General features: G+C 72.0%; 18 protein-coding genes. 12 read left to right on the forward strand and 6 right to left on the reverse strand.

Going from position 1 to position 19,571, the window contains the following annotated elements; all coding sequences use genetic code 11:
* The first annotated feature begins 52 nt into the window (after positions 1-52).
* The 10 genes from HW566_RS10360 to HW566_RS10405 all read left to right on the forward strand — a co-directional run bounded on the left by HW566_RS10360 (position 53) and on the right by HW566_RS10405 (position 11,041).
* Positions 53-1,705 carry a TIGR04028 family ABC transporter substrate-binding protein gene (locus HW566_RS10360; RefSeq protein WP_178012648.1) on the forward strand — a complete coding sequence of 551 codons (1,653 nt, stop codon included), beginning with the start codon at positions 53-55 and terminating at the stop codon, positions 1,703-1,705.
* 49 nt (positions 1,706-1,754) lie between these two features.
* Positions 1,755-2,804 (forward strand): ABC transporter permease, encoded by a 1,050-nt coding sequence (locus HW566_RS10365; protein ID WP_178012650.1) that lies wholly within the window; start codon positions 1,755-1,757, stop codon positions 2,802-2,804.
* Positions 2,801-3,664 carry an ABC transporter permease gene (locus tag HW566_RS10370; RefSeq protein ID WP_178012652.1) on the forward strand — a complete coding sequence of 288 codons (864 nt, stop codon included), beginning with the start codon at positions 2,801-2,803 and terminating at the stop codon, positions 3,662-3,664. Before HW566_RS10365 ends, HW566_RS10370 begins: the two co-directional genes overlap by 4 nt.
* A complete protein-coding gene (locus HW566_RS10375) occupies positions 3,661-5,337 on the forward strand; it encodes a dipeptide ABC transporter ATP-binding protein (RefSeq protein WP_178012653.1) in 1,677 nt (558 codons plus the stop codon). The genes HW566_RS10370 and HW566_RS10375 overlap by 4 nt, the downstream gene beginning before the upstream one ends.
* On the forward strand, positions 5,334-6,443 hold the full coding sequence (locus tag HW566_RS10380; protein ID WP_178012655.1) for a putative FMN-dependent luciferase-like monooxygenase: 1,110 nt from the start codon (positions 5,334-5,336) through the stop codon (positions 6,441-6,443). The genes HW566_RS10375 and HW566_RS10380 overlap by 4 nt, the downstream gene beginning before the upstream one ends.
* Entirely contained in the window at positions 6,440-7,078 is a 639-nt protein-coding gene (locus HW566_RS10385; protein WP_178012657.1) for a CMD domain protein, read from the forward strand. Before HW566_RS10380 ends, HW566_RS10385 begins: the two co-directional genes overlap by 4 nt.
* Positions 7,075-7,710: an alkylhydroperoxidase domain protein gene (locus HW566_RS10390; RefSeq protein WP_178012659.1), complete on the forward strand. Its 636-nt coding sequence runs from the start codon at positions 7,075-7,077 to the stop codon at positions 7,708-7,710. The genes HW566_RS10385 and HW566_RS10390 overlap by 4 nt, the downstream gene beginning before the upstream one ends.
* Entirely contained in the window at positions 7,707-8,354 is a 648-nt protein-coding gene (locus HW566_RS10395; protein WP_178012660.1) for a VOC family protein, read from the forward strand. The genes HW566_RS10390 and HW566_RS10395 overlap by 4 nt, the downstream gene beginning before the upstream one ends.
* Positions 8,355-8,418: 64 nt before the next feature.
* Positions 8,419-10,158, forward strand: a complete 1,740-nt coding sequence (gene treZ / locus HW566_RS10400; RefSeq protein WP_178012662.1) for a malto-oligosyltrehalose trehalohydrolase — start codon at positions 8,419-8,421, stop codon at positions 10,156-10,158.
* Positions 10,159-10,189: 31 nt separating this feature from the next.
* Complete coding sequence (locus HW566_RS10405) at positions 10,190-11,041, forward strand: tryptophan-rich sensory protein (RefSeq protein WP_178012664.1); 852 nt, start codon at positions 10,190-10,192, stop codon at positions 11,039-11,041.
* 123 nt (positions 11,042-11,164) lie between these two features.
* On the opposite strand, the gene HW566_RS10410 is transcribed toward HW566_RS10405, so the two are convergent.
* From HW566_RS10410 to HW566_RS10425, 4 genes are read right to left on the reverse strand one after another with little or no spacing between them, the layout of a single operon-like run.
* The gene (locus HW566_RS10410; RefSeq protein ID WP_178012665.1) at positions 11,165-13,078 is read right to left on the reverse strand and encodes a glycogen debranching N-terminal domain-containing protein; all 1,914 of its coding nucleotides are present in this window, start codon (positions 13,076-13,078) and stop codon (positions 11,165-11,167) included.
* Complete coding sequence (locus HW566_RS10415; protein ID WP_178012667.1) at positions 13,075-13,947, reverse strand: carbohydrate ABC transporter permease; 873 nt, start codon at positions 13,945-13,947, stop codon at positions 13,075-13,077. The genes HW566_RS10410 and HW566_RS10415 overlap by 4 nt, the downstream gene beginning before the upstream one ends.
* Positions 13,944-15,077 carry a carbohydrate ABC transporter permease gene (locus tag HW566_RS10420; RefSeq protein WP_178012669.1) on the reverse strand — a complete coding sequence of 378 codons (1,134 nt, stop codon included), beginning with the start codon at positions 15,075-15,077 and terminating at the stop codon, positions 13,944-13,946. Before HW566_RS10420 ends, HW566_RS10415 begins: the two co-directional genes overlap by 4 nt.
* Positions 15,078-15,079: 2 nt before the next feature.
* Complete coding sequence (locus HW566_RS10425) at positions 15,080-16,333, reverse strand: sugar ABC transporter substrate-binding protein (protein ID WP_178012670.1); 1,254 nt, start codon at positions 16,331-16,333, stop codon at positions 15,080-15,082.
* A 216-nt stretch (positions 16,334-16,549) separates the two neighbouring features.
* Here HW566_RS10425 and HW566_RS10430 point away from each other — a divergent pair, with 216 nt between their 5' ends.
* Positions 16,550-17,551, forward strand: coding sequence for a LacI family DNA-binding transcriptional regulator (locus tag HW566_RS10430; protein WP_178012672.1), 1,002 nt, complete (start codon positions 16,550-16,552; stop codon positions 17,549-17,551).
* A 109-nt stretch (positions 17,552-17,660) separates the two neighbouring features.
* Here the strand turns inward: HW566_RS10430 and HW566_RS10435 are convergent, their stop codons facing one another.
* Positions 17,661-18,386, reverse strand: coding sequence for a glutamine amidotransferase-related protein (locus tag HW566_RS10435; RefSeq protein ID WP_178012674.1), 726 nt, complete (start codon positions 18,384-18,386; stop codon positions 17,661-17,663).
* 75 nt (positions 18,387-18,461) lie between these two features.
* Here HW566_RS10435 and HW566_RS10440 point away from each other — a divergent pair, with 75 nt between their 5' ends.
* A complete protein-coding gene (locus HW566_RS10440) occupies positions 18,462-18,761 on the forward strand; it encodes a hypothetical protein (RefSeq protein WP_178012676.1) in 300 nt (99 codons plus the stop codon).
* 26 nt (positions 18,762-18,787) lie between these two features.
* Here the strand turns inward: HW566_RS10440 and HW566_RS10445 are convergent, their stop codons facing one another.
* Positions 18,788-19,327, reverse strand: coding sequence for a LysR family substrate-binding domain-containing protein (locus HW566_RS10445; RefSeq protein ID WP_372955801.1), 540 nt, complete (start codon positions 19,325-19,327; stop codon positions 18,788-18,790).
* Between the last annotated feature and the right edge of the window lie 244 nt (positions 19,328-19,571).

Genomic DNA, 19,571 nt, shown 5'->3' on the forward strand with positions numbered 1-19,571 from the left:
GGCGTGGTGGGGTGTGTGCATCCCACGTCGTTCTGCACCTCCAGGAGACCTCATGCCTCGCTTCGCCCGTGCACTCCTCGCGACGGCCTCCGCCGTCGCCGCCGCCGCGCTCATCGCCGGCTGCTCCGCCGGCACGACCTCCGGTGCCGCAGGGGAGGCCGGCGAGCCGCAGGACGGCGGAACGCTCACCTACCTCGAGCCGCAGGCGTGGACGACGCTCTACCCGCCCAGCGCCGGCTTCTACCCAAACGGCGGCATCGTCAACAACATCACCGACCGGCTGCTCTACCAAGATCCCGAGACGCTCGAGCTCGAACCGTGGATCGCGACGGAGTACACCGTCAACGCCGACGCCACGGAGTACACCTTCACGATCCGCGACGACGTCACCTACTCCGACGGCAGCGCGCTGACGCCCGAGAACGTCGTCAAGAACATCGACCTCTACGGTCGAGGCGACACCGAGCGAGCCCTGCCCGTCTCGGAGGCCATCAACAACTACGACCGCGGCGAGGTCACGGGCGACGACACGGTGACGTTCCGCTTCACCGCTCCGTCGCCGGGCTTCGCCCAGGCGGTGTCGACCATCAACTCCGGTCTGCTCTCGGACGAGACCCTCGACCGGGCGAGTGAAGGATTCGGTCCCGGAAACGCCGAGGACATCGTCGGAAGCGGCCCCTTCGTCGTCTCCGCCGAGGATCTGGGTACGAAGACGACCCTGTCGTCGCGCGACGACTACGACTGGGCGCCCGACTCGCTCGAGCACCAGGGCGCCGCCCGTCTCGACGGTGTGGAGTTCATCGTGGCCGCGGAGGACAGCGTCCGCGTCGGCACGGTCGTGGCGGGGCAGGCCGACATCGCGCGTCAGATCGAGGCGCCCGACGAGGCCCAGTTCGCCGCCGGCGGACTCTCGCTGGTGGCATCCGCGACGAACGGCGTCAACAACGGTCTGAGCTTCCGGTTCGGCGACGACCGGCTCTCCGACATCCGCGTCCGGCAGGCGATCATCGCCGGCATCGACCGGCAGGAGATCATCGACACCCTCTTCACCGACAACTACCCGCTGGCCACCGGCGCACTCGCCACCACCGCGCTGGGATACATCGACACGTCCGACTCCTACGTCTACGACCCGGATGCGGCGGCCGACCTCCTCGACGAGGCCGGGTGGTCGCTCGGCTCCGACGGCGTGCGCGAGAAGGACGGTCAGAAGCTGGAGCTCACGTTCAACGAGGCGTTGCCGCAGCCGCGCTCCCGCGAGGTCGTGACGCTCATCCAGGAGCAGCTGGCCAAGATCGGCATCCAGGTGGAGCTCTTCTCGGGCGACCAGGCCGCCCAGACGGCCGCGTCGGCCGACATCGGCCAGATCCAGGTGTACCACTCCATGGTCGGCCGGGCCGATTTCGATGTGCTGAAGTCGCAGTACTTCTCGGGCAACCGCAACACCCTCCTCAACCGCGACCCGGCGAGCGGCTCGGTCCGCGACCCCGAGCTCGATCGCCTCCTCGCGGCGATCGCCTCCGAGCCGACCACCGAGCAGCGGCAGGAGGCGTCGGCGGCCGCGCAGCGCTATCTCGCCGAGAACGCCTACATCCTCCCGATCTTCGAGGAGCCGCAGGTGTTCGGTGTCGGGCCGACGGTGCACGGGTTCTCGACCGAGTCCGTGGGACGCCCGTCGTTCTACCAGACCTGGCTCGCGCAGTGACGAGCCCGGTCGGGACCGGCCGGGCGCCGTCGGCGGGGCGGCCACGGCCGTGACGACGTACGTGCTGCGTCGGATCGGGCAGGCGCTGCTCGTGCTCGTGCTCGCCTACACCGTCGCGTACCTGCTGCTGGCGGCGCTGCCGGGCGACGCCGTCATCGCCCGGTACGCCAATCCCGAGCTCGGTCTCACCGCCGAGCAGGTGCAGGCCATCCGAGAGGCGCTCGGTGCCGACCAGCCCCTCATCGTGCAGTACGTCCGATCGATCGCGGGATTCCTCACGGGCGACTTCGGATACTCGGTCAGCAGCGGCGCCGCCGTCTCGGACCTCATCGCGACGGCGCTGCCCCCCACCCTCGTGCTCGCCGTCCTGGGTCTCGCCGTCGCCGTCGTCCTGGCCGTGACGATCGCCTTCACCGCGACCTACGGTGCCGGACGCTGGCTGCGCCGCCTGTTCCGCGGGCTTCCCCCGCTGTTCGTCTCGCTCCCGGTCTTCTGGATAGGCATCATCCTCATCCAGGTGTTCTCGTTCCGGCTGGGACTCATCCCGGCGATCGGAGCCGACCCGGTTCAGGCGCTGGTGCTGCCGGTGCTGACCCTCGCCATCCCGATCGCGGCGCCGTTGGCCCAGGTGCTGACGCGCAGCATCGACGAGGTCAGGGAGCAGCCCTTCGTCACCGTCGTTCGCGCCCGCGGCGCGAGCACATCCTGGCTGCTGTGGCGCAACGTCGCGCGGAACGCGCTGCTGCCCACCCTCACGATGGGCGGCCTGCTCTTCGGAGAGCTCGTCGGCGGGGCGGTCGTCACCGAGACCGTCTTCGCGCGCGCCGGCATCGGCCAGCTCACCGCCCAGGCCGTGCAGACGCGCGACACCCCGGTGCTGCTGGCCGTCGTCGTGATCTCGACGGTCGCCTTCGTGACGATCAACCTGATCGTCGACCTCCTCTACCCCGTCCTCGACGCGCGCCTGCGAACCGGCGCTCGTCGTGGTCGCCGCAGCCCGTCGTCGGGAGCCGCAGCCGTGGGCGCGGCCGCCGCGACGGGCGCGAGCGCAGCGGCGGACGTCTCGACAGATGCCATCTCGAACGGAGCGGGACGATGACCGCGCTCATGCCCCCGCCCGGCTCCGTCGAGCCCGGCCCCGTCCCGACGGCGCCGGCGCGCTGGCGCTCGCTCGTGCGGCCGGGGCTCGTCGTCCCCGCGGTCGTCGTGCTCGTCGCCCTCGCGTGGGCGCTCGCCCCCGGGCTGTTCACGGGGCAGAGCCCGACCGAGACGGTCGCCGCCTCGCTGCAGGCGCCGAGCGCCGCGCACTGGTTCGGGACGGATGCCACGGGGCGCGATGTCTACGCGCGCGTCGTGCACGGCGCATCGCAGTCGATCGTGGGAGCCCTCGTCGCGGTGCTCGTCGGGCTCATCGCGGGCAGCGCGATCGGCATCACCGCAGGCGCCGTCGGCGGGGCCGTCGACGACGTGCTGATGCGTTTCGTCGACGTGCTGCTGGCCATCCCGGGTCTGCTGCTGTCGCTCAGCGTCGTCATCCTGCTCGGTTTCGGCACGACCAACGCCGCCATCGCGGTGGGGGTCACCTCCATCGCCGTCTTCGCCCGCCTCGCCCGCTCGCAGGTCGTGAGCGTGCGGGTCAGCGACTTCGTCGAGGCCGCCTACGGCTCGGGCTCGACGGCCGCCGGCGTGCTGTTCCGGCACATCCTGCCGAACTCGCTGACGCCGGTCCTCGCGCTCGCCGCATTGCAGCTCGGATCGGCGATCCTGCAGATCTCGACTCTGGGCTTCCTGGGGTACGGCGCGCCCCCGCCGACGCCCGAATGGGGGCTCCTGATCGCGGAGGGGCGCGACTACGTCGCGACCGCCTGGTGGCTCACCGTGCTGCCGGGCGCCGTCGTCGCCGTCGTCGTGCTCGCCACCAACCGCCTCAGCCACGCCATCCAGGGAGGTGCCGAGTGAGCGCGCGACCCCTGCTGGAGATCCGCGACCTCGCCGTCCGCTACCGCACGCGCCGCGGACCGGTCGATGCCGTGCGCGGCGTCTCGCTCGATGTGGCCGCCGGGGGCGTCACGGCTCTGGTGGGAGAGTCGGGCTCGGGCAAGTCGTCGGTCGCGCAGTCGGTCATCGGACTGCTCGCCGGCAACGGCAGGGTCGCGGGCGGCTCGATCCGCCTCGACGAGCGCAGCGGCGGGCCGGTCGAACTCGTCGGACTCGCCGAGCGCCGCTGGCGACAGCTGCGCGGACGATGCATCGGTCTCATCCCGCAGGACCCCGGCAGCTCCCTCAACCCCGTCGCGACGATCGGCGCGAGCGTCGCCGAGCCGCTGCGGATCCATGGCTGGCGTGACGGCGCGCGCATCCGTGCGCGCGTGATCGACCTCCTCGACCGCGTCGGCATCGACGACCCGGAGGCGCGCGCACGTCAGTATCCGCACGAGCTGTCGGGTGGGATGCGGCAGCGCGTGCTGATCGCCGCCGCGATCGCCCTCGAACCCGAGCTGGTCATCGCCGACGAGCCGACGAGCGCCCTCGACGTCACGGTGCAGCGCACGGTCCTGGACCTGCTCGACGAGCTGCGGCGCGAGACCGGCACCGGCATCCTGTTCATCACGCACGACCTCGCCGTCGCCGCCGACCGCTCGGACGACATCGTCGTGATGCGGGACGGCCAGGTGCAGGAGTCCGGCCGTTCGGCGTCGGTGCTCGCCTCACCGTCGTCGCCCTACACCCGCACCCTGTTGGCCGATGCCCCCTCACTGGCACGCGTCGTCGCTCGCGAGGCGCCGAGCGTCGACACGAGCGAGCCGCCCCTCGTCGCGGTGCGAGGCATTCGTCAGGAGTTCGCACGCCCGGGGCGCGCCCCGCTCGTCGCCGTCGACGACGTCTCGTTCGTCGTGCCGCGCGGGACGACTCATGCGCTCGTGGGCGAGTCGGGATCGGGCAAGACGACGATCGGGCGCAGCATCGCCGGCTTCCACCGCCCGACGGGCGGCACCGTACGGGTCGGCGACACCGAGGTGACCGCCCTGCGCTCGCGCCGGGAGTTCCACCGGACGACACAGCTCGTCTACCAGAACCCCTACGCGTCGCTCGATCCACGTCAGACGATCTCCGCCGTCCTCACCGAGCCGCTGCGCAACTTCGGCATCGGCAGCCGCGCCGACCGCGCGGAACGTGTCGCGCACCACCTCGAGCTCGTCTCGCTCGCACCCGAGATCGGGCTGCGGCACCCGCGCGAGCTGTCGGGCGGGCAGCGCCAGCGCGTCGCCATCGCCCGGGCGTTGATCGTCGAACCACAGCTCGTCGTGCTGGACGAGGCCGTCTCGGCGCTCGACGTGACCGTCCAGGCCCAGATCCTGCGCCTGCTCGCGCGGCTGCAGGACGACCTCGACCTCACCTACGTCTTCATCTCGCACGACCTGGCCGTCGTCCGGCAGGTCAGCGACACCGTCTCCGTGCTCCGCCGCGGCGTCCAGGTCGAGCAGGGACCCGTGGCCCGCGTGTTCGACGCGCCGCAGCACGACTACACGAGGCGATTGCTCGACGCCATCCCCGGCACGGGGCTGCGCTCGTCGGCCCTGCCGGCAGCCGAGGGTTCCCCGACCGCAACGAATCAGGAGGCCACAGCGTGAGTGGACCACGACTGGGATTCTTCACACGCCTGCTCGAGGACACGACCGCGGCCGAGCGCTACCGGTTCGCGATCGAGCAGATCGAGCAGGCCGAGCGATCCGGCTTCGCGTCGGGATGGGTCGCGCAGCATCACTTCGGCGAGGACGAGGGCGGGCTGCCCTCGCCCTTCGTGCTCCTCGCCGCGGCCGCCGAGCGCACCTCGCGCATCGGCCTCGCGACCGCCGTGCTCACCCTGCCCATCGACGACCCGCTGCGCGCGGCGGAGGACGCCGCGGTCCTCGACCTGCTCAGCGGCAACCGGGTGCAGCTGGGCGTCGCATCGGGGGGCACGCCGTCGTCGTTCGCCGCGTTCGGGCACGACCCCGACCGACGGCGCGAGATCTTCGACGACCACCTCGCCGTCTTCACGGATGCGCTCGCCGGCCGCGGGGTGCGCGGCACGGACTCGCGCATCTACCCCGCTGCCGGAGACCTCGGCGAGCGGGTCTGGCAGGCGACCTTCTCGGTCGACGGCGGCCGTCGTGCGGGAGCGCGCGGTGACGGTCTGCTGCTGTCGCGGACGCAGCCGCGGACCGCCCGGGAACCGGGCGCGCCCCTGCACGACCTGCAGCTCCCGATCATCGCGGCGTACCGGGATGCTCTCCCCGAGGGCGCGCCGGTGCGGGTGCTCGCCTCGCGGACCGGCCTGGTCGTCGATCCCGAGAACCGCACGCGGGCGCTCGAGCTCGCCGAGGACGGTCTGCGGCGGCTCGCGGCGACGATGCACGGAACCGACGTCGACGGCGTCGGCATCGACGAGCTCGTGCGCATCACCGACACGCACGTCGGCACCGTCGACGAGGTCGTGTCGTCGCTCGCGCGCGATGAGACGCTCGCGGCAGCGACGGACGTGTCGTTCCAGGTCCACTCGATCGCGGCGACGCACGAGCTCACGCTGCGCTCCCTGCAGCTGCTGGCCGAGGAGGTCGCGCCCCGGCTGGGGCTGTCGGTCGGTCCCGAGGCGGTGCGTTCGCTCCACGGCGCGCACCGGACGACCGGCGCCATCGCCGCAGGATCCGCCCCCGCACCCCGCTCGACCCACCACCGTGAGGAGACCACCGCGTGACCACCGCATCCGCAGACATCATCGACCTGCTCGCCGGCATCCGCCCCGGCGATGCGCTCTCGCGCGTTCGGGATTCGCGAGAGCAGGCGCGCGAGAACGCCCAGCGCAGCTTCGAGGCGCTCCTCGAGCCCGCCGACCCGGGCAGCCTCCCCGTGGCCGAACGGTACGCCGTCGCCGCGTTCGTGGCCGAGCTCCACGGCTTCCCGCAGGCGGTGTCGTTCTATGGCGACCTCCTCGACGACGAGGCGCCGGCACTCGCGGTCGCCGTCCACGCTGCAGCCGAATCCGCGCGCGCGAGCGGACCGTACGGGCGGTACCGCGAGCCGGGGCTGCGGTCGGAGGACCTCGACGGGCCGCACTGGTCGGCCGAGCCCGCCGCCGTGCCGGCGCTCGGCGAGCGGCTGGCCACCGCCCTCGCGCACGCCCACCTCCTGGTGTTCCGGCCGCGCGAGGCCCGACCGGAACACCTCCGGGCGCTCGTGTCGGCCGGGTGGAGCGCCGACGACATCGTCACCCTCTCTCAGCTCGTCGCCTTCCTCGCGTTCCAGCTGCGCAGCGCCTGGGGGCTCCGCGTGATCGCGGGCCATGCGGTCTCGGCCGTCGACCCGGCATCCGTCGAAGGAGCATCCTCATGACCAGTCCCGTCACCGACCACGCCGAGCTCGCCCGCCCGGAGGCGTTCACCCAGGAGGGCCTCGGGTGGGTGCCGTGGCTCGAGCCCGTCGCCGAGGACGACCTCACCGCTCAGCAGCGCGATGCGCTCATCGAGCCGGCGCGTGCGAAGATGCCCTACTTCCGTCTGCTGGCCCGCGACCCCGAGGCGCTTCGCGCCCGGACGCTGACCGACCTCGACATCTTCTTCAACGTCTCGGGAGGCATCGGGAGGGCCGAGCGCGAGCTCGCCGCCGCGGCCACATCGCGCCGGAACGGGTGCGTGTTCTGCGCCTCCGTCCACGCGGCGGCGGCGACCCGCGAGTCGGGGCGTCGCGATGACGTGCAGCGCCTCCTCGACGAGGGTACGGGCGCCGACGTCGGTGACGAGACCTGGAACGCCGTCGTCGCGGCATCCGTCGCGCTCGCCGACACCCCGCTCGCCTTCGACGGAGCGGACGTCGACCGTCTGGTCGCCGCGGGCCTCGACGTCGCGGAGATCGTGGACGTGGTCAACGGCGCCGCCTTCTTCAACTGGGCGAATCGGCTCATGCTCTCGCTCGGCGAGCCCGAGGTGCCCGCGCGCCGCCGCGCGACCGAGGGGAGTGACGCATGAGCATCCCGACCCGACTCGATCACGTCGTCATCGCCGGCCCCGACCTCGCCGAGCTGGTCGCCTGGTTCGCCGCCCGCACCGGCGTGACCGCCGCCCCGGGCGGCGCGCACCCGACGGGAACCGCGAACGCGCTCGTCGCGCTGACGATCGACGGCCGCCGCGGGCCGCAGTACCTCGAGCTGATCGGTCCCGACCCGGACCGGAGCGATCGTGCACTGCCCGCGACGTTCGACATCGCGTCGCTCGAGGCGCCGTCCGTCCAGGCGTATGCGGTCCATCCCGACGACATCCAGGCGACCGTCCACCACGCTCGAGAGCACGGCTACGACCCGGGCGACGTCGGCGACCTGTCGCGCCGCACCCCCGCCGGAGAGCTGCTGGAATGGCGGCTGACCCGCGGTCCGGGGCAGCGGCTGGACGTGCCGTTCCTCATCGACTGGGGGAGGACGCCGCACCCCGGCCTCGCCGACATCCCCACGATCGAGCTCGTCTCGTTCGAGCGTGTCGAGCCGGACCCCGGAACCCTCCGACCGGTGATCGACGCGCTCGGTCTCGGCGACGGGGCGGCGCCGATCGTCGCCGGGCCCGCAACGGGCTACCGGCTCGTGCTCCGGACGGAGTCGGGCGAGACCGTCGAGCTCTAAGCACACTCCGGGTCGTTCCCGCCACCACTGGCCCGCTCTCCCCGACGATCGCGAGGATGGTGTCATGACGATCAACGTGTGGGCACCTCGGGCCGAGCGGGTCCGGCTCCGACGACCGGAGCAGACCGACCTCGAGCTCGTGGCGGGCCAGGACGGCTGGTGGTCGGCAAACATCGAGCTCGCCGCGGGCGACCGCTACGGCTTCGTGATCGGCGACGGCGACGACGTCCGACCCGACCCGCGCTCCCGGCGTCAGCCCGACGGCGTGCACGGCCTCTCCGCCATCGACGACCCCGCCGCGTTCGCCTGGACGGACGACCGCTGGACGGGGCGGCCGCTCGCGGGTGGGATCATCTACGAGCTGCACATCGGGACCTTCACGAGTGCCGGCACGCTCGACGCGGCGATCGCCCGGCTCGACCACCTCGTCGAGCTCGGCGTCACCCACATCGAGCTGCTTCCGGTCAATGCGTTCAACGGCACCCACAACTGGGGATACGACGGCGTGCTCTGGTATGCCGTGCAGGAGACCTACGGCGGCCCCGAGGCGTACCGGCGGTTCGTCGACGCGGCTCACGCGGCCGGTCTGGCCGTGATCCAGGACGTCGTGTACAACCACCTCGGACCGTCGGGGAACTACCTGCCCGAGTACGGCCCGTACCTGCGCGACGGGCGCCGCAACACCTGGGGCGACAGCGTCAACCTCGACGAGGATGCCGTCCGCGAGTACATCCTCGGCAACGCCGAGATGTGGCTGCGAGACTTCCACGTCGACGGTCTGCGACTCGACGCCGTGCACGCCCTCCACGACGACGACAGCGCGGTGCACATCCTGGAGGAGCTCGGCGAGCGGGTGGACGCGCTGAGCGCGCACCTCGGGCGACCCCTCACCCTCATCGCCGAGAGCGACATGAACGACCCGGTGATGATCCTGCCGCGGGAGGCCGGCGGCTACGGCATGACCGCCCAGTGGTCGGACGACTGGCACCACGCGGTGCACGTCGCCCTCACCGGCGAGACCGTGGGCTACTACGCGGACTTCGACGACATCGACGCGCTGCCCAAGGTCTGGAACGCCGGCTTCTTCCACGACGGCACCTACTCGTCGTTCCGAGGACGCGACCACGGACGCCCCATCCCGACCGAGTCGCCGTCGTGGCGCCTCGTGACCTTCGCGCAGGACCACGACCAGATCGGCAACCGCGCCGCCGGCGACCGGCTGTCGGCGACGCTGAGCGCCGATCGCCTCGCCGTCGCCGCGGTGCTCACGCTCGCCGCGCCCGGAACCCCGATGCTGTTCATGGGCGAGGAGTGGGGCGCGACGACGCCCTGGCAGTTCTTCACCTCGCATCCCGAGCCCGAGCTCGCCGAGGCGACCGCCGCCGGCCGCAAGCAGGAGTTCGCCGAGATGGGGTGGGACGAGGACCTCGTGCCCGACCCCAACGACCCGGCGACCTTCTTGCGGTCCAAGCTCGACTGGACCGAGACCGAAGAGGGCGAGCATCTCCGCCTGCTCTCGCTCCACAGCGAGCTCGCGCGACTGCGTCGTACCGTGCCGGACCTCACCGACCCGCGTCTGCCCGCGCGAGGCGCAGCTGCCTCCGAGGGGTCGGGTGGGCGCCTCTACGATCTGCAGCGCGGTCGCGCACGCGTTCTCGTGAACCTCTCGGACGAGCCGTGGCGCATCGAACCCCGGGGCGATGTCGTCTGGCTCGAGACGCTCGAGAGTCGGCTCGTGGACGACCTCCTCGTCATCGCGCCGAACTCCGCCGTGATCGTGGGGCCCGATCTGTCAAGCCGATGAACGGTCGCGGGAGTCGTCCTAACGTGAGGGCATGAGCACCACCGCGCACCACGTCGCCCGTTCACCGCAGCAGAGCTCGGACATCCTCCGACAGGTCGGCGTCATCGCCGCCGTGGTCTTCATGATCATCGCGGCGATGGTCGGCACCGGTCTGTTCGGCGGCACGAACGTGCGCGAGCTGCAGGGCGGGGCGCTCGACGCCGACTCGACGGTGCTCGCGCCGGGGACGCAGGCGTTCAGCATCTGGTCGGTGATCTACCTGTTCATGATCGGCTACACGATCTGGCAGGCGCTCCCGTCGCAGCGCTCCCGTGACCGCCAGCGCCGCGCGGGATGGTGGATCGCCCTGACCGCCGTGCTGAACGGCGGTTGGCTGTTGGCGGCGCAGTTCACGACCCTGCCGCTCACCGTGGTCGCGATCGTCGCGCTGCTCGCGGCGCTGGGCTGGACCTTCCGGCTGCTCGTGCTCTCGCGTCCGCAGTCGGTCGGCGACCGCGTGCTCATGGATGCGACCGTGGGCCTCCACCTCGGGTGGGTCTCGCTCGCGACCGTCGCGAACGTCACGGCGTGGCTCAGCCGGACCGTCCCGGCGTCGTGGGGGATGCAGGCCGACGCCTGGGGCGTCGCGGTCCTTGTCGTCGTCGCGGCCGTCGGTGTCGGCATCGCCGCGTTCTCGCGCGGGCGGCCCTCGCCGATCATCGCGATGTCGTGGGGTCTCGCCTGGATCGCGATCGCACGCTCGACCGACCAGCCGCACTCGACGCCGGTGGCCATCGCTGCCGTCGTGGTGATCGTGGTCGTCGTCGGCGCGGCCGCCCTCGTCGCCTGGCGATCGAACGGGCGCGAGCACCGCGGCATCCTGCGCCCGACGCGCACCGCCTGACCCGCACGCCCGAGGCGCCGTGCCGCCTCGAGCGACATGTGCGTCGGACGGGTGGTACCGGTGCCGCCTCGATCGGTGCGGCCGGCGACATCGGCTCCCGGGGGTCCGGCGAACGCAGCTCCCTCAGCGCTCAAGCACCTGCAGGGCGACGATCGCGGCGGCGGCCGACCAGGCCTGCGGCCGGCAGGCCGCCGGGTACGGAACGGGGACGCGCGTCTGCGACGCCGCGTCGCCCGAGTGCAGCTCGGGCACCCGGTACCCGAACCCGTCGGCCGCCGCGAGCATGCCGTCGACGACCTCGCGGGCTTCGCCGACGAAGCCGGCGCGCGCCAGCCCGTGCGCCGCGATCGCGGTGTCGTGCAGCCACACGCTGCCGCCGTGGTACGACAACGGCCAGTAGCCCCGTGCCCGGGTGGAGAGGGTGCGGATGCCGTAGCCGCTCGACATCGTCGGATCGAGCAGCCGTGCGGCCACGGCGGCCTCGTCGAGGGGATCGAGGATGCCGGTGCCGATGAGATGCCCGATGTTGCTCGTCAGGCTGTCGACCGGACGCTTGTCACGGTCGAGCGCGATCGCGGGGTACCGGCCCTCGTCGGTCTGCACCCAGTAGGTCTCGGCGAACCGCTCGCGGAGCGTCGCCGCCCAGCCGCGCAGCTCGCCGGGGGTACGCCCGCCGCCGTGCCCGAGCCGTTCGATCAGCTCGGCCGCCCCCATCGTCGCCTCGTAGGCGTATGCCTGCACCTCGCACAGCGCGATGGGCCCCCGGGCGAGTCGGCCGTCCCGCCACTGGATGGAGTCTCCGGAGTCCTTCCAGCCCTGGTTCGCCAGACCCCGGCCGCTCTCGTCGATGTAGTCGAGGAATCCGTCGCCGTCGGCGTCGCCGTGGTCGACGAGCCACGTGAGCGCGCGGTCGAGGTGGGGGAGCAGGTCGCGTACCTCGGCCTCGGGCATCCCCGCCCGCCAGGCGTCGACGAGGAGGCACACCCACAGGGCCGTCGAGTCGACGCTGCCGTAGTAGACCGGGGGCAGCACGACGCCTTCGCTCGGGATCTCGAGGGCTGCGGCCCGCAGCTCGTGCAGGATCTTCCCCGGCTGCTGCGCCGTGTCGGGGTCCGTCCGATCGCCCTGCATCCGAGCGAGCACGCGCAGCGTCGAGGCCGCCACCCGGATGTCGAGGGGCAGGGCCAGCCGCGCCGCCCAGAGGGAATCGCGTCCGAAGAGGGTGAAGAACCACGGTGCGCCCGCGGCGTAGAACTCGTCGTCCGGTCGCCCCGGAAGGGTCAGCCGTAGCGCGTCCAGGTCGTCGAGGGCCCGGTCGAGCCAGTGCCCGAGGCGCGGTTCGAGAGCCGTTCCGCGCCGCGCGACGGCGTCGCGCTGCCACGGCGCGGGCGAGGTCGCCCCCGCCACCACGAGCGACGGATCGGTCATCGCCAGGGCCCACGTCAGCGTCGTCTCGCCGTGCGGCGCGACGTCGATCCGCCAGGTCAGGCGCACTCCGGTGCCCGATGCCGCGGCACCCGTCTCCACGTCGGCGCCGGGTGCCGACACGTCGAACCGCCGGTCACCGGAGGACACGCGAACGGATCCGGCGTCCGCGCTGACCTCGACGGCCGCGGCGGCCGCGTCGCCCGCCTTCACCTCGGGCAACGCCGCGAAGTCGGGGTCGAGCTCCACGACGATCGTCGTCGCCAGCGGCTCGTCGCGAGCCGAGACGATCCGCAGCGCCTCGGTGAACACACCGTCCTCGACGGTCCGCTCGCGCAGCAGTCGCACCCGCGGATCGGGCAACGGCGAGTCGAGCCCGCGCAGCAGCCCGCCGAACACGACGCGTGAGGCGGACTCCGCCGAGACCGAGACCCACTCCACCGCGGAGTCCGCGCAGGCGAGCGTCAGGGAGCGCACGTGACGGATGTCGCCGTGATAGACACCGTCGATGGGCGCGTCGCCCATGTCGCCGGACCGACGCGACCACGCCTGGGTGGGCGCGCGCAGCGCGATGATCGCGTCGTCGAGCAGGGGCTGGCGGGGGATGGTCATTCTTTGACGGCTCCTTCGCTGGCGTTCATGATGCGCCGCTGGAAGATGAAGAACATCACGGCGACGGGGATCGTCATGATCGCCGCCGCGGCGAGTTTGATCGGATACTGCGTGCCCTGGCTCAGCTGCCCGCTGGCGAGCGAGGCGACCCCCTTGGTGAGCGTGGTCAGCTCGGGCGACTGCGTCGAGACGATGAAGTGGCTCAGCTCGTTCCACGACCCCTGGAACGACAGGATGACGATCGTGATGAGTGCCGGTCGCGCCATGGGCAGGACCACCGACCAGAAGATCCGGAAGGTGCCGGCGCCGTCGATGCGCGCCTGCTCCTCCACGGCCACGGGGATGGACTCGAAGAAGTTCTTCATGATGAACACCCCTGCGGCGTCCACGAGCAGCGGCAGGATCATGCCCGCGTACGAGTCGTAGATGCCGAGCTGGTTGATGACCAGGAACTTCGGGATCAGCAGCACGACGGTGGGAACGGCCATGACCGCGATGAGGGCGGCGAACACGATCCCGCGCCCCCGGAACCGCAGGCGCGCGAGCGCGTAGCCGGCGAGGGAGTTGAAGAACACGCGGCCGAGAGTCACGAACACGGTCACGACCGCCGAGTTGGCGAACCAGACCGGGAAGTCCGAGAACGCGAACAGCCGCTCGTAGGCCGCCCACGATACGGGCGACGGGATCAGCGAGATGGGGTCGGTCGCGGCATCCGCCTCGGTCTTGAACGAGGTCGCGACCTGCACGAGGAACGGGAAGATGTAGATCAGCGCGATGACGATCAGCAGCGTGTACAGCGCGATCTGGCCGGTCAGGGCGCGCCGGGAGAGACGGCGACGCGTGCGCGGGCTCGCGGCGAAAGCGGTCACGGCTGCCGCCTCCGATCCGTGCGCACCTGGTACTGCCGTGCGCGTCGCGCCGACACGGGACGATCGCGCAGCACGATGCGCTGGACGATCGTGAAGAACACGATGATCGCGAAGAGCATGAAGGCGATCGCCGCCCCCTGACCCCAGTCCTGCGAGCCGAAAGCCGCCTGGTAGCTGAGATACGCCGGTGTCAGCGTGGTCTTGCTCGGGCCGCCCTGCGTGCCGGTGTAGATCTGGTCGAACACCTGCCAGGTGCCGATGAGTCCGAGGGTCAGCACGGTGAACAGCACGGGCTTGAGCTGGGGCAGGGTCACCCGCCAGAAGCGCTGCCATCCCGAGGCGCCGTCGACCATCGCGGCCTCTTCGGTCTCGGCTCCGATGTTCTGCAGGCCCGCGAGGAACAGCAGCATGAAGGTGCCCGAGGTCGTGAACACCGCCATGAGGATGAACGCGCTCATCGCGACGGAGGGCCCGGCGAGCCAGTCCCACCAGGAGACGCCGAGGACGCCGCCGTCGGTCAGCGCTGCGGGGCCCTGGGTGATGCCGACCGCGGCGAGGGCGTTGTGGAGGATGCCGCCGGGGTCGTTGAACCAATTGGGTCCGGTGACTCCGATCCACGACAGCACCTCGTTGACGACGCCGCTCGAGGAGAACAGGAACAGCCACAGCACCGTGATCGCCACGGAGCTGGTGACCGAGGGGAAGTAGAACGCCGTGCGGAAGAAGCCGCGGCCCCGTAGGATCGCGCGATTCACGAGCAGGGCGAGGAAGAGCGACAGGGCGGTCTGCAGGGGGACGACCAGCAGCACGTACCAGGCGTTGTTGCGCAGTGCGATGCCGAAGTCCCGCGTCGCCAGTCCGCCCTCGGTCGTGACCGCCGCGTAGTTCTGGAGGCCGATGAAGCTCACGTCGGACGACAGCGGGCTGCCGCGACCTCCCCAGTCGGAGACGCTCACCCAGAGCGCCATCACGACCGGCACGAGCATGAAGACGCCGAGGATGACGATCACGGGTGAGACGAACAGCCAGCCCGCGGCGGCCTCGCCGCGTTGGATCCCCCGAGGGGACCCGGCGCGGCGAGGAGGGGTGCTGCGGCGGGCGCGCGGCCCCACCGGTGCGATGGCGGCCATCGTCAGCCGACGATCGCCTCGAGGTTCGACTGCACCGAATCGAGGATGCTCGTGGGGTCGCCCGACGAGAGCGACTCGAGCTGGGAGTTGAAGTCGGTGATGACGTCGGCCGAGCCGTCCTGGTTCGGCGGGAACTGGGCGTACTCGGCGCCGTCGAGGAAGGCCTCGAGCTCGGGGTTGGCCTCGCGCCAGGCGTCCGCCGCCGACTGGATGGAGGGCATCGGACCGAAGGCGTCGGAGAACGCCAGCTGCTGGTCGGTGCTCGTGAGGAACTCGATGAGCTCGAGCGCGGCCTGCTGGTTGGGGCTGTCGGCCGCCATGCCCCAGCAGTTGGTGAACTGCAGGGTGCCCTGGCCGCCGGGGCCGGCGGGAAGCGGCGCGACGGTGTAGGCGACGTCGGGGTAGTCGGCGGCGAGGCCGCCGGTGATCCAGTTGCCCTCGATGGTCATCGCCGACAGCTGCTTTCCGAATGCCTCGCCGCCCCATCCGGCGCCGAGGTCGGCGGCGTAGGCGAACGTGCCGTCGGCGAGATGGGTCTTGACGTACTCCAGAGCCTCGACGTTCTCGCTGCTGTCCGCCGTCGCAGCGCCGTCGGTGATGAGCCCGCCACCGGCCTGCGCCATGAAGGCTCCCAGTCGCTGATACTCCGCGCCGAACGCGAGGCCGACGCGGCCGTCGGTGGTCAGCTGCTGGGCGACCGATGCGAGCTGATCCCAGTCCGTGGGGATGTCGGCCTCGGTCAGGCCCGCCTGCTCCCACAGCTGCGTGTTGATGACGAGGGCGAGGGTGGAGAAGTCCTTGGGGGCGCAGTAGAACTGGTCGTCCACGGTGAAGTTCTCCACCAGCGAGGGGTAGAAGTCGTCGCGGTTCGACAGCTCGTCGCCGTAGGGCTGCAGCGAGCCGTTGCCGGCGTATCCCGCCATCGCGTCGGCTGAGAGGTAGAACACATCGGGCGGCGAGCCCGCGGCGAATCCCTGCGAGAGCTGCTGCGGAAGGTCGGTCGCGGCCTGGACGGTGGCGTCGACCCCGGACTGCTCCGACCAGGCGGCGACAGCGGCGGTGACGGCCTCGGTCTCGGCGTCGCCGGACGAGCCGATGACGACGGTGAGCGCGTCGTCCGAGCTCGTGAAGCCGCCGTCGGTCGAGCCGCCGTCGCCGGCGTCGTCGAACCCCGATCCGCAGGCGGTGAGGGTGAGGGCGCCGGCGGCCAGGAGCGCGGTGGCTCCCAGCGCGGAGCGCGTGCGGTGCGATGACATGTGTCTCTTCTCCCTTGATGAGGCAGGACGCGGTCTGTCGGTCGGCCGCCAGCCGGCAGGCACGGGCCGGTGAAGCGATGCGATGACGGTGGTTTGAACGATCAAATAGCGCGTGCAAGAACCATACGAACCGGATGCCGCCGTGTCAACGGGTGCGCCGGCGGCGTGCGCCCGGTGTCGGACGGCGAGCGTGCGCGGACCGTAAGATGGTCGCCCATGGCCAAGGCTCCCACCGTCGAGGACGTCGCCCGCGTCGCCGGCGTCTCGCGGCAGACGGTGTCGAACGTCCTCAACAGTCCCGCGATCGTGCGTGACGCGACGCGGGCGCGGGTCGAGCGTGCGATCGCCGACCTCGGCTATCGGCCCCACATCGCCGCCCGGGCCCTGCGCACTCGACGCAGCAGCGCCATCGGCATCCACCTCGACCCGTACGCCGGCGGGGTCTCGGGGGTCGTGCTCGACCGGTTCGTGCACGCGCTGACCGAGAAGGCGGGCGAGCGCGGACTGCGGGTGCTGCTCTACGCGGCGCGTTCGGCCGACGAGGAGATCGAGCGCATGCGCGAGCTCGTCGAAGGCGGCGAGGTCGACGGCTTCGTCGTCACCGGCACATTCCACGGCGATCCCCGCACCGGGTGGCTGATCGACCGCGACATCCCGTTCGTCGCCTTCGGGCGCCCCTGGGGCATCGACGACGTCGACGACCCCGCGCATCTGTGGGTCGACGTCGACGGCGCCGCCGGCACCCGCGCCGCGACGGCGCACCTCGTCGCCGCGGGCATCGGAAGCGTGGCGTTCCTCGGGTGGCCCGCGGGGTCTGGCACGGGCGACGACCGCGAACGCGGCTGGCGGGACGTCGCGGGTGCGGCCGGTGTCAGACTCACCGCCGAGGAGGACGTCACGGCGGCCCGGGCCGTCGTCGCCGCTGCACTCGCGGACCGGCCGGGCATCGCCGCCGTCGTCTGCGCGAGCGACACGCTCGCCATCGGGGCGCGTCTGGCCGCGGCATCCGTCGGGCGGGATGCCATGCCGATCATCGGGTTCGACAACACCCCGGCCGCAGAAGCCCTGGGGCTCAGCAGCATCGAGCAGCTGCCCGAGAGAGTGGCCGACGGGGTGCTGCAGCTGCTCACCGGCCCCTCCGGCGCCTTCGTCGCTCCGCAGGCGGCCACCGCCGGGGCGGCGCACGTCCTCGTCGAGCCGCGCCTCGTGCTGCGCTGAGTGCGCCGCCGGCCGGTACGTCCGTCGCGCAGGTGTCGCCTCGGCCGCCGTCGCCGGAAGGATCCGTCACACCGGTTCGACGGATATCGCGGGCTCGGGCCCGCCGGTATCAGAACGCGGCGGCGAAGGCGGCGAGAAGGCGCGCGGGCTCGGAGACGGGCGCCTCGAGCACCCGCGCGGCGATGCGATCGTAGTCGGCGGCGTCGAAGTAGCCGTCGTTGCGGTAGACGGTCATCCGCTCGGTGAAGTCGCGGGGCGTGGGCTCAGGGTGGAACTGGGTCGCGTAGAGGCGATCGCCGACCCGGTACGCCTGGACGGGGCAATCGGGGTTGGTGGCCAGGAGTACCGCTCCGGGGGGTAGCGTCCGCGTGCCCTCCTTGTGCGCGGTCAGGGCCGAGAAGGTCTCGGGGAGGTCGCCCAGGAGCGCGTCGGCACGCCCGGCGTCGGTGAGCGTCACCTCGGTCGGGCCGGTCTCCTCGGGGAAGTCCCGCGAGATCGCACCTCCCAGTCGCGTCGTGGCGACCCCGATGCCGTAGCAGGTGAACAACGCGGCGGTGGTGCCGGCGGCGGCGGCGTCGGCGATGCGCGCGAGATCGGCCTCGAGCCGGATCTGCCCCTCGGCCTTCGTCTCGGCGTCGTCGGTGGCGTTGTACGGGCTGCCGCCCACGACGAAGCCGCGCCAGCGGGTGAAAGCGTCGTCGGGCAGCGGCTCACGCGTGAGATCGATGCGATCGAGCTCCGATTCGTCCAGGCCCATCGCCGCGCGGAACGACGCGTACTCGGCCTCGGCCGCGACGCGCTGCGGGCGCACGCAGACGTAGACGAGCGGGACCATTCGAGAATTCTATGACCCCCGCGGCGCCTGAGCGCCCGGGATGACGCGCGGTGACGCGTCGATCACAATGGCCTGATGACCGCCCGTGTGATCGTGACCGACGTCGCCGACCTCGTGACTGTGCTCGACGAGCTCGACCGTGCCGCGGCGCGTCACGGCTGGCGGGTGATCCGGCCGATGGATGCGGCGGAGCTCGCAGACCGTGCCCGGCGGGCGCAGGGGGGGCTGCGGATGCCCGCACCACTGACGGTGACACTCGAAGCCGATCCGGCCGCGGCCTCGTCGAGCGCCCCGATCGACGCGGCCGTGCTCCTCGCACGGACGCCGGTCAGGGGCGCCGTGGTGGACGCCGGTCGCGGGCTCCACCGCGGCTGACGCGTCGGCCGTTGCCGAGGCAGCGGTCAGCGCGAGGAGTTCGCGGTGCGACCGCGGACGATGCCGATGAAGGCGTTTACCGATGGGGTCGTCGCCTCCGTGCGCCAGGCGAGGGCGACGCCCGAGACGGGGGCGTCGACGATGGGGCGGTAGTGCACGTCTTTGCGCTGATGCAGTCGGGCCAGCGACATGGGCACGATCGCGATGCCGACACCCGCCGCCACCGTCGCGATCGCGTCGGCCGTCGACGCGACGGGCGGGAACGAGGGGGCGACGGAGCCGGGGACGTCGAGCTGCAGCACGTCGTCGCGGGGGACGATCACCACCTCGCCGTCGAGGTCCGCGAGAGTCAGCTCGTCGACCGCGGTAAGGGCCGAATCGGCAGCGCAGACGGCCACCGGAACCTCGTCGTACAGGGCGATCACGCTCAGTCCGTCGCGCTCGACCGGCATCCGGACGATGGCGGCGTCGACCGTGCCGTCGACGAGGGCGTCACGCTGCTGCGCGACCTCGATCGGGACGAGCTCCAGCGGCGTGCGCGGCATCCGGGTCTTCCACACGTCGATCCACTTTCCCGGCGTCGCACCCGGAACCGCTCCGAGGCGGAAAGGACCCGTCGGAGCGGCGTCTCGCGTGCCGGCGTCTGCGGCGCTGCGTGCAGCCGTCGAGCCCGGGGGTCTCCCGGACGTCGGCCGCTGGTCTCGCGAGCCGCTGGAGCGCGGGGCACCGCCGCGTCGAGAACCGTTCTTGCGCGGCGCCCCACCACCGCGCTGCTGCCCGCCGCCGCGTGAGCCGCGTCCAGGGGTGCCG

Source organism: Microbacterium oleivorans, from assembly GCF_013389665.1.
Taxonomy (GTDB): Bacteria; Actinomycetota; Actinomycetes; order Actinomycetales; family Microbacteriaceae; genus Microbacterium; species Microbacterium oleivorans_C.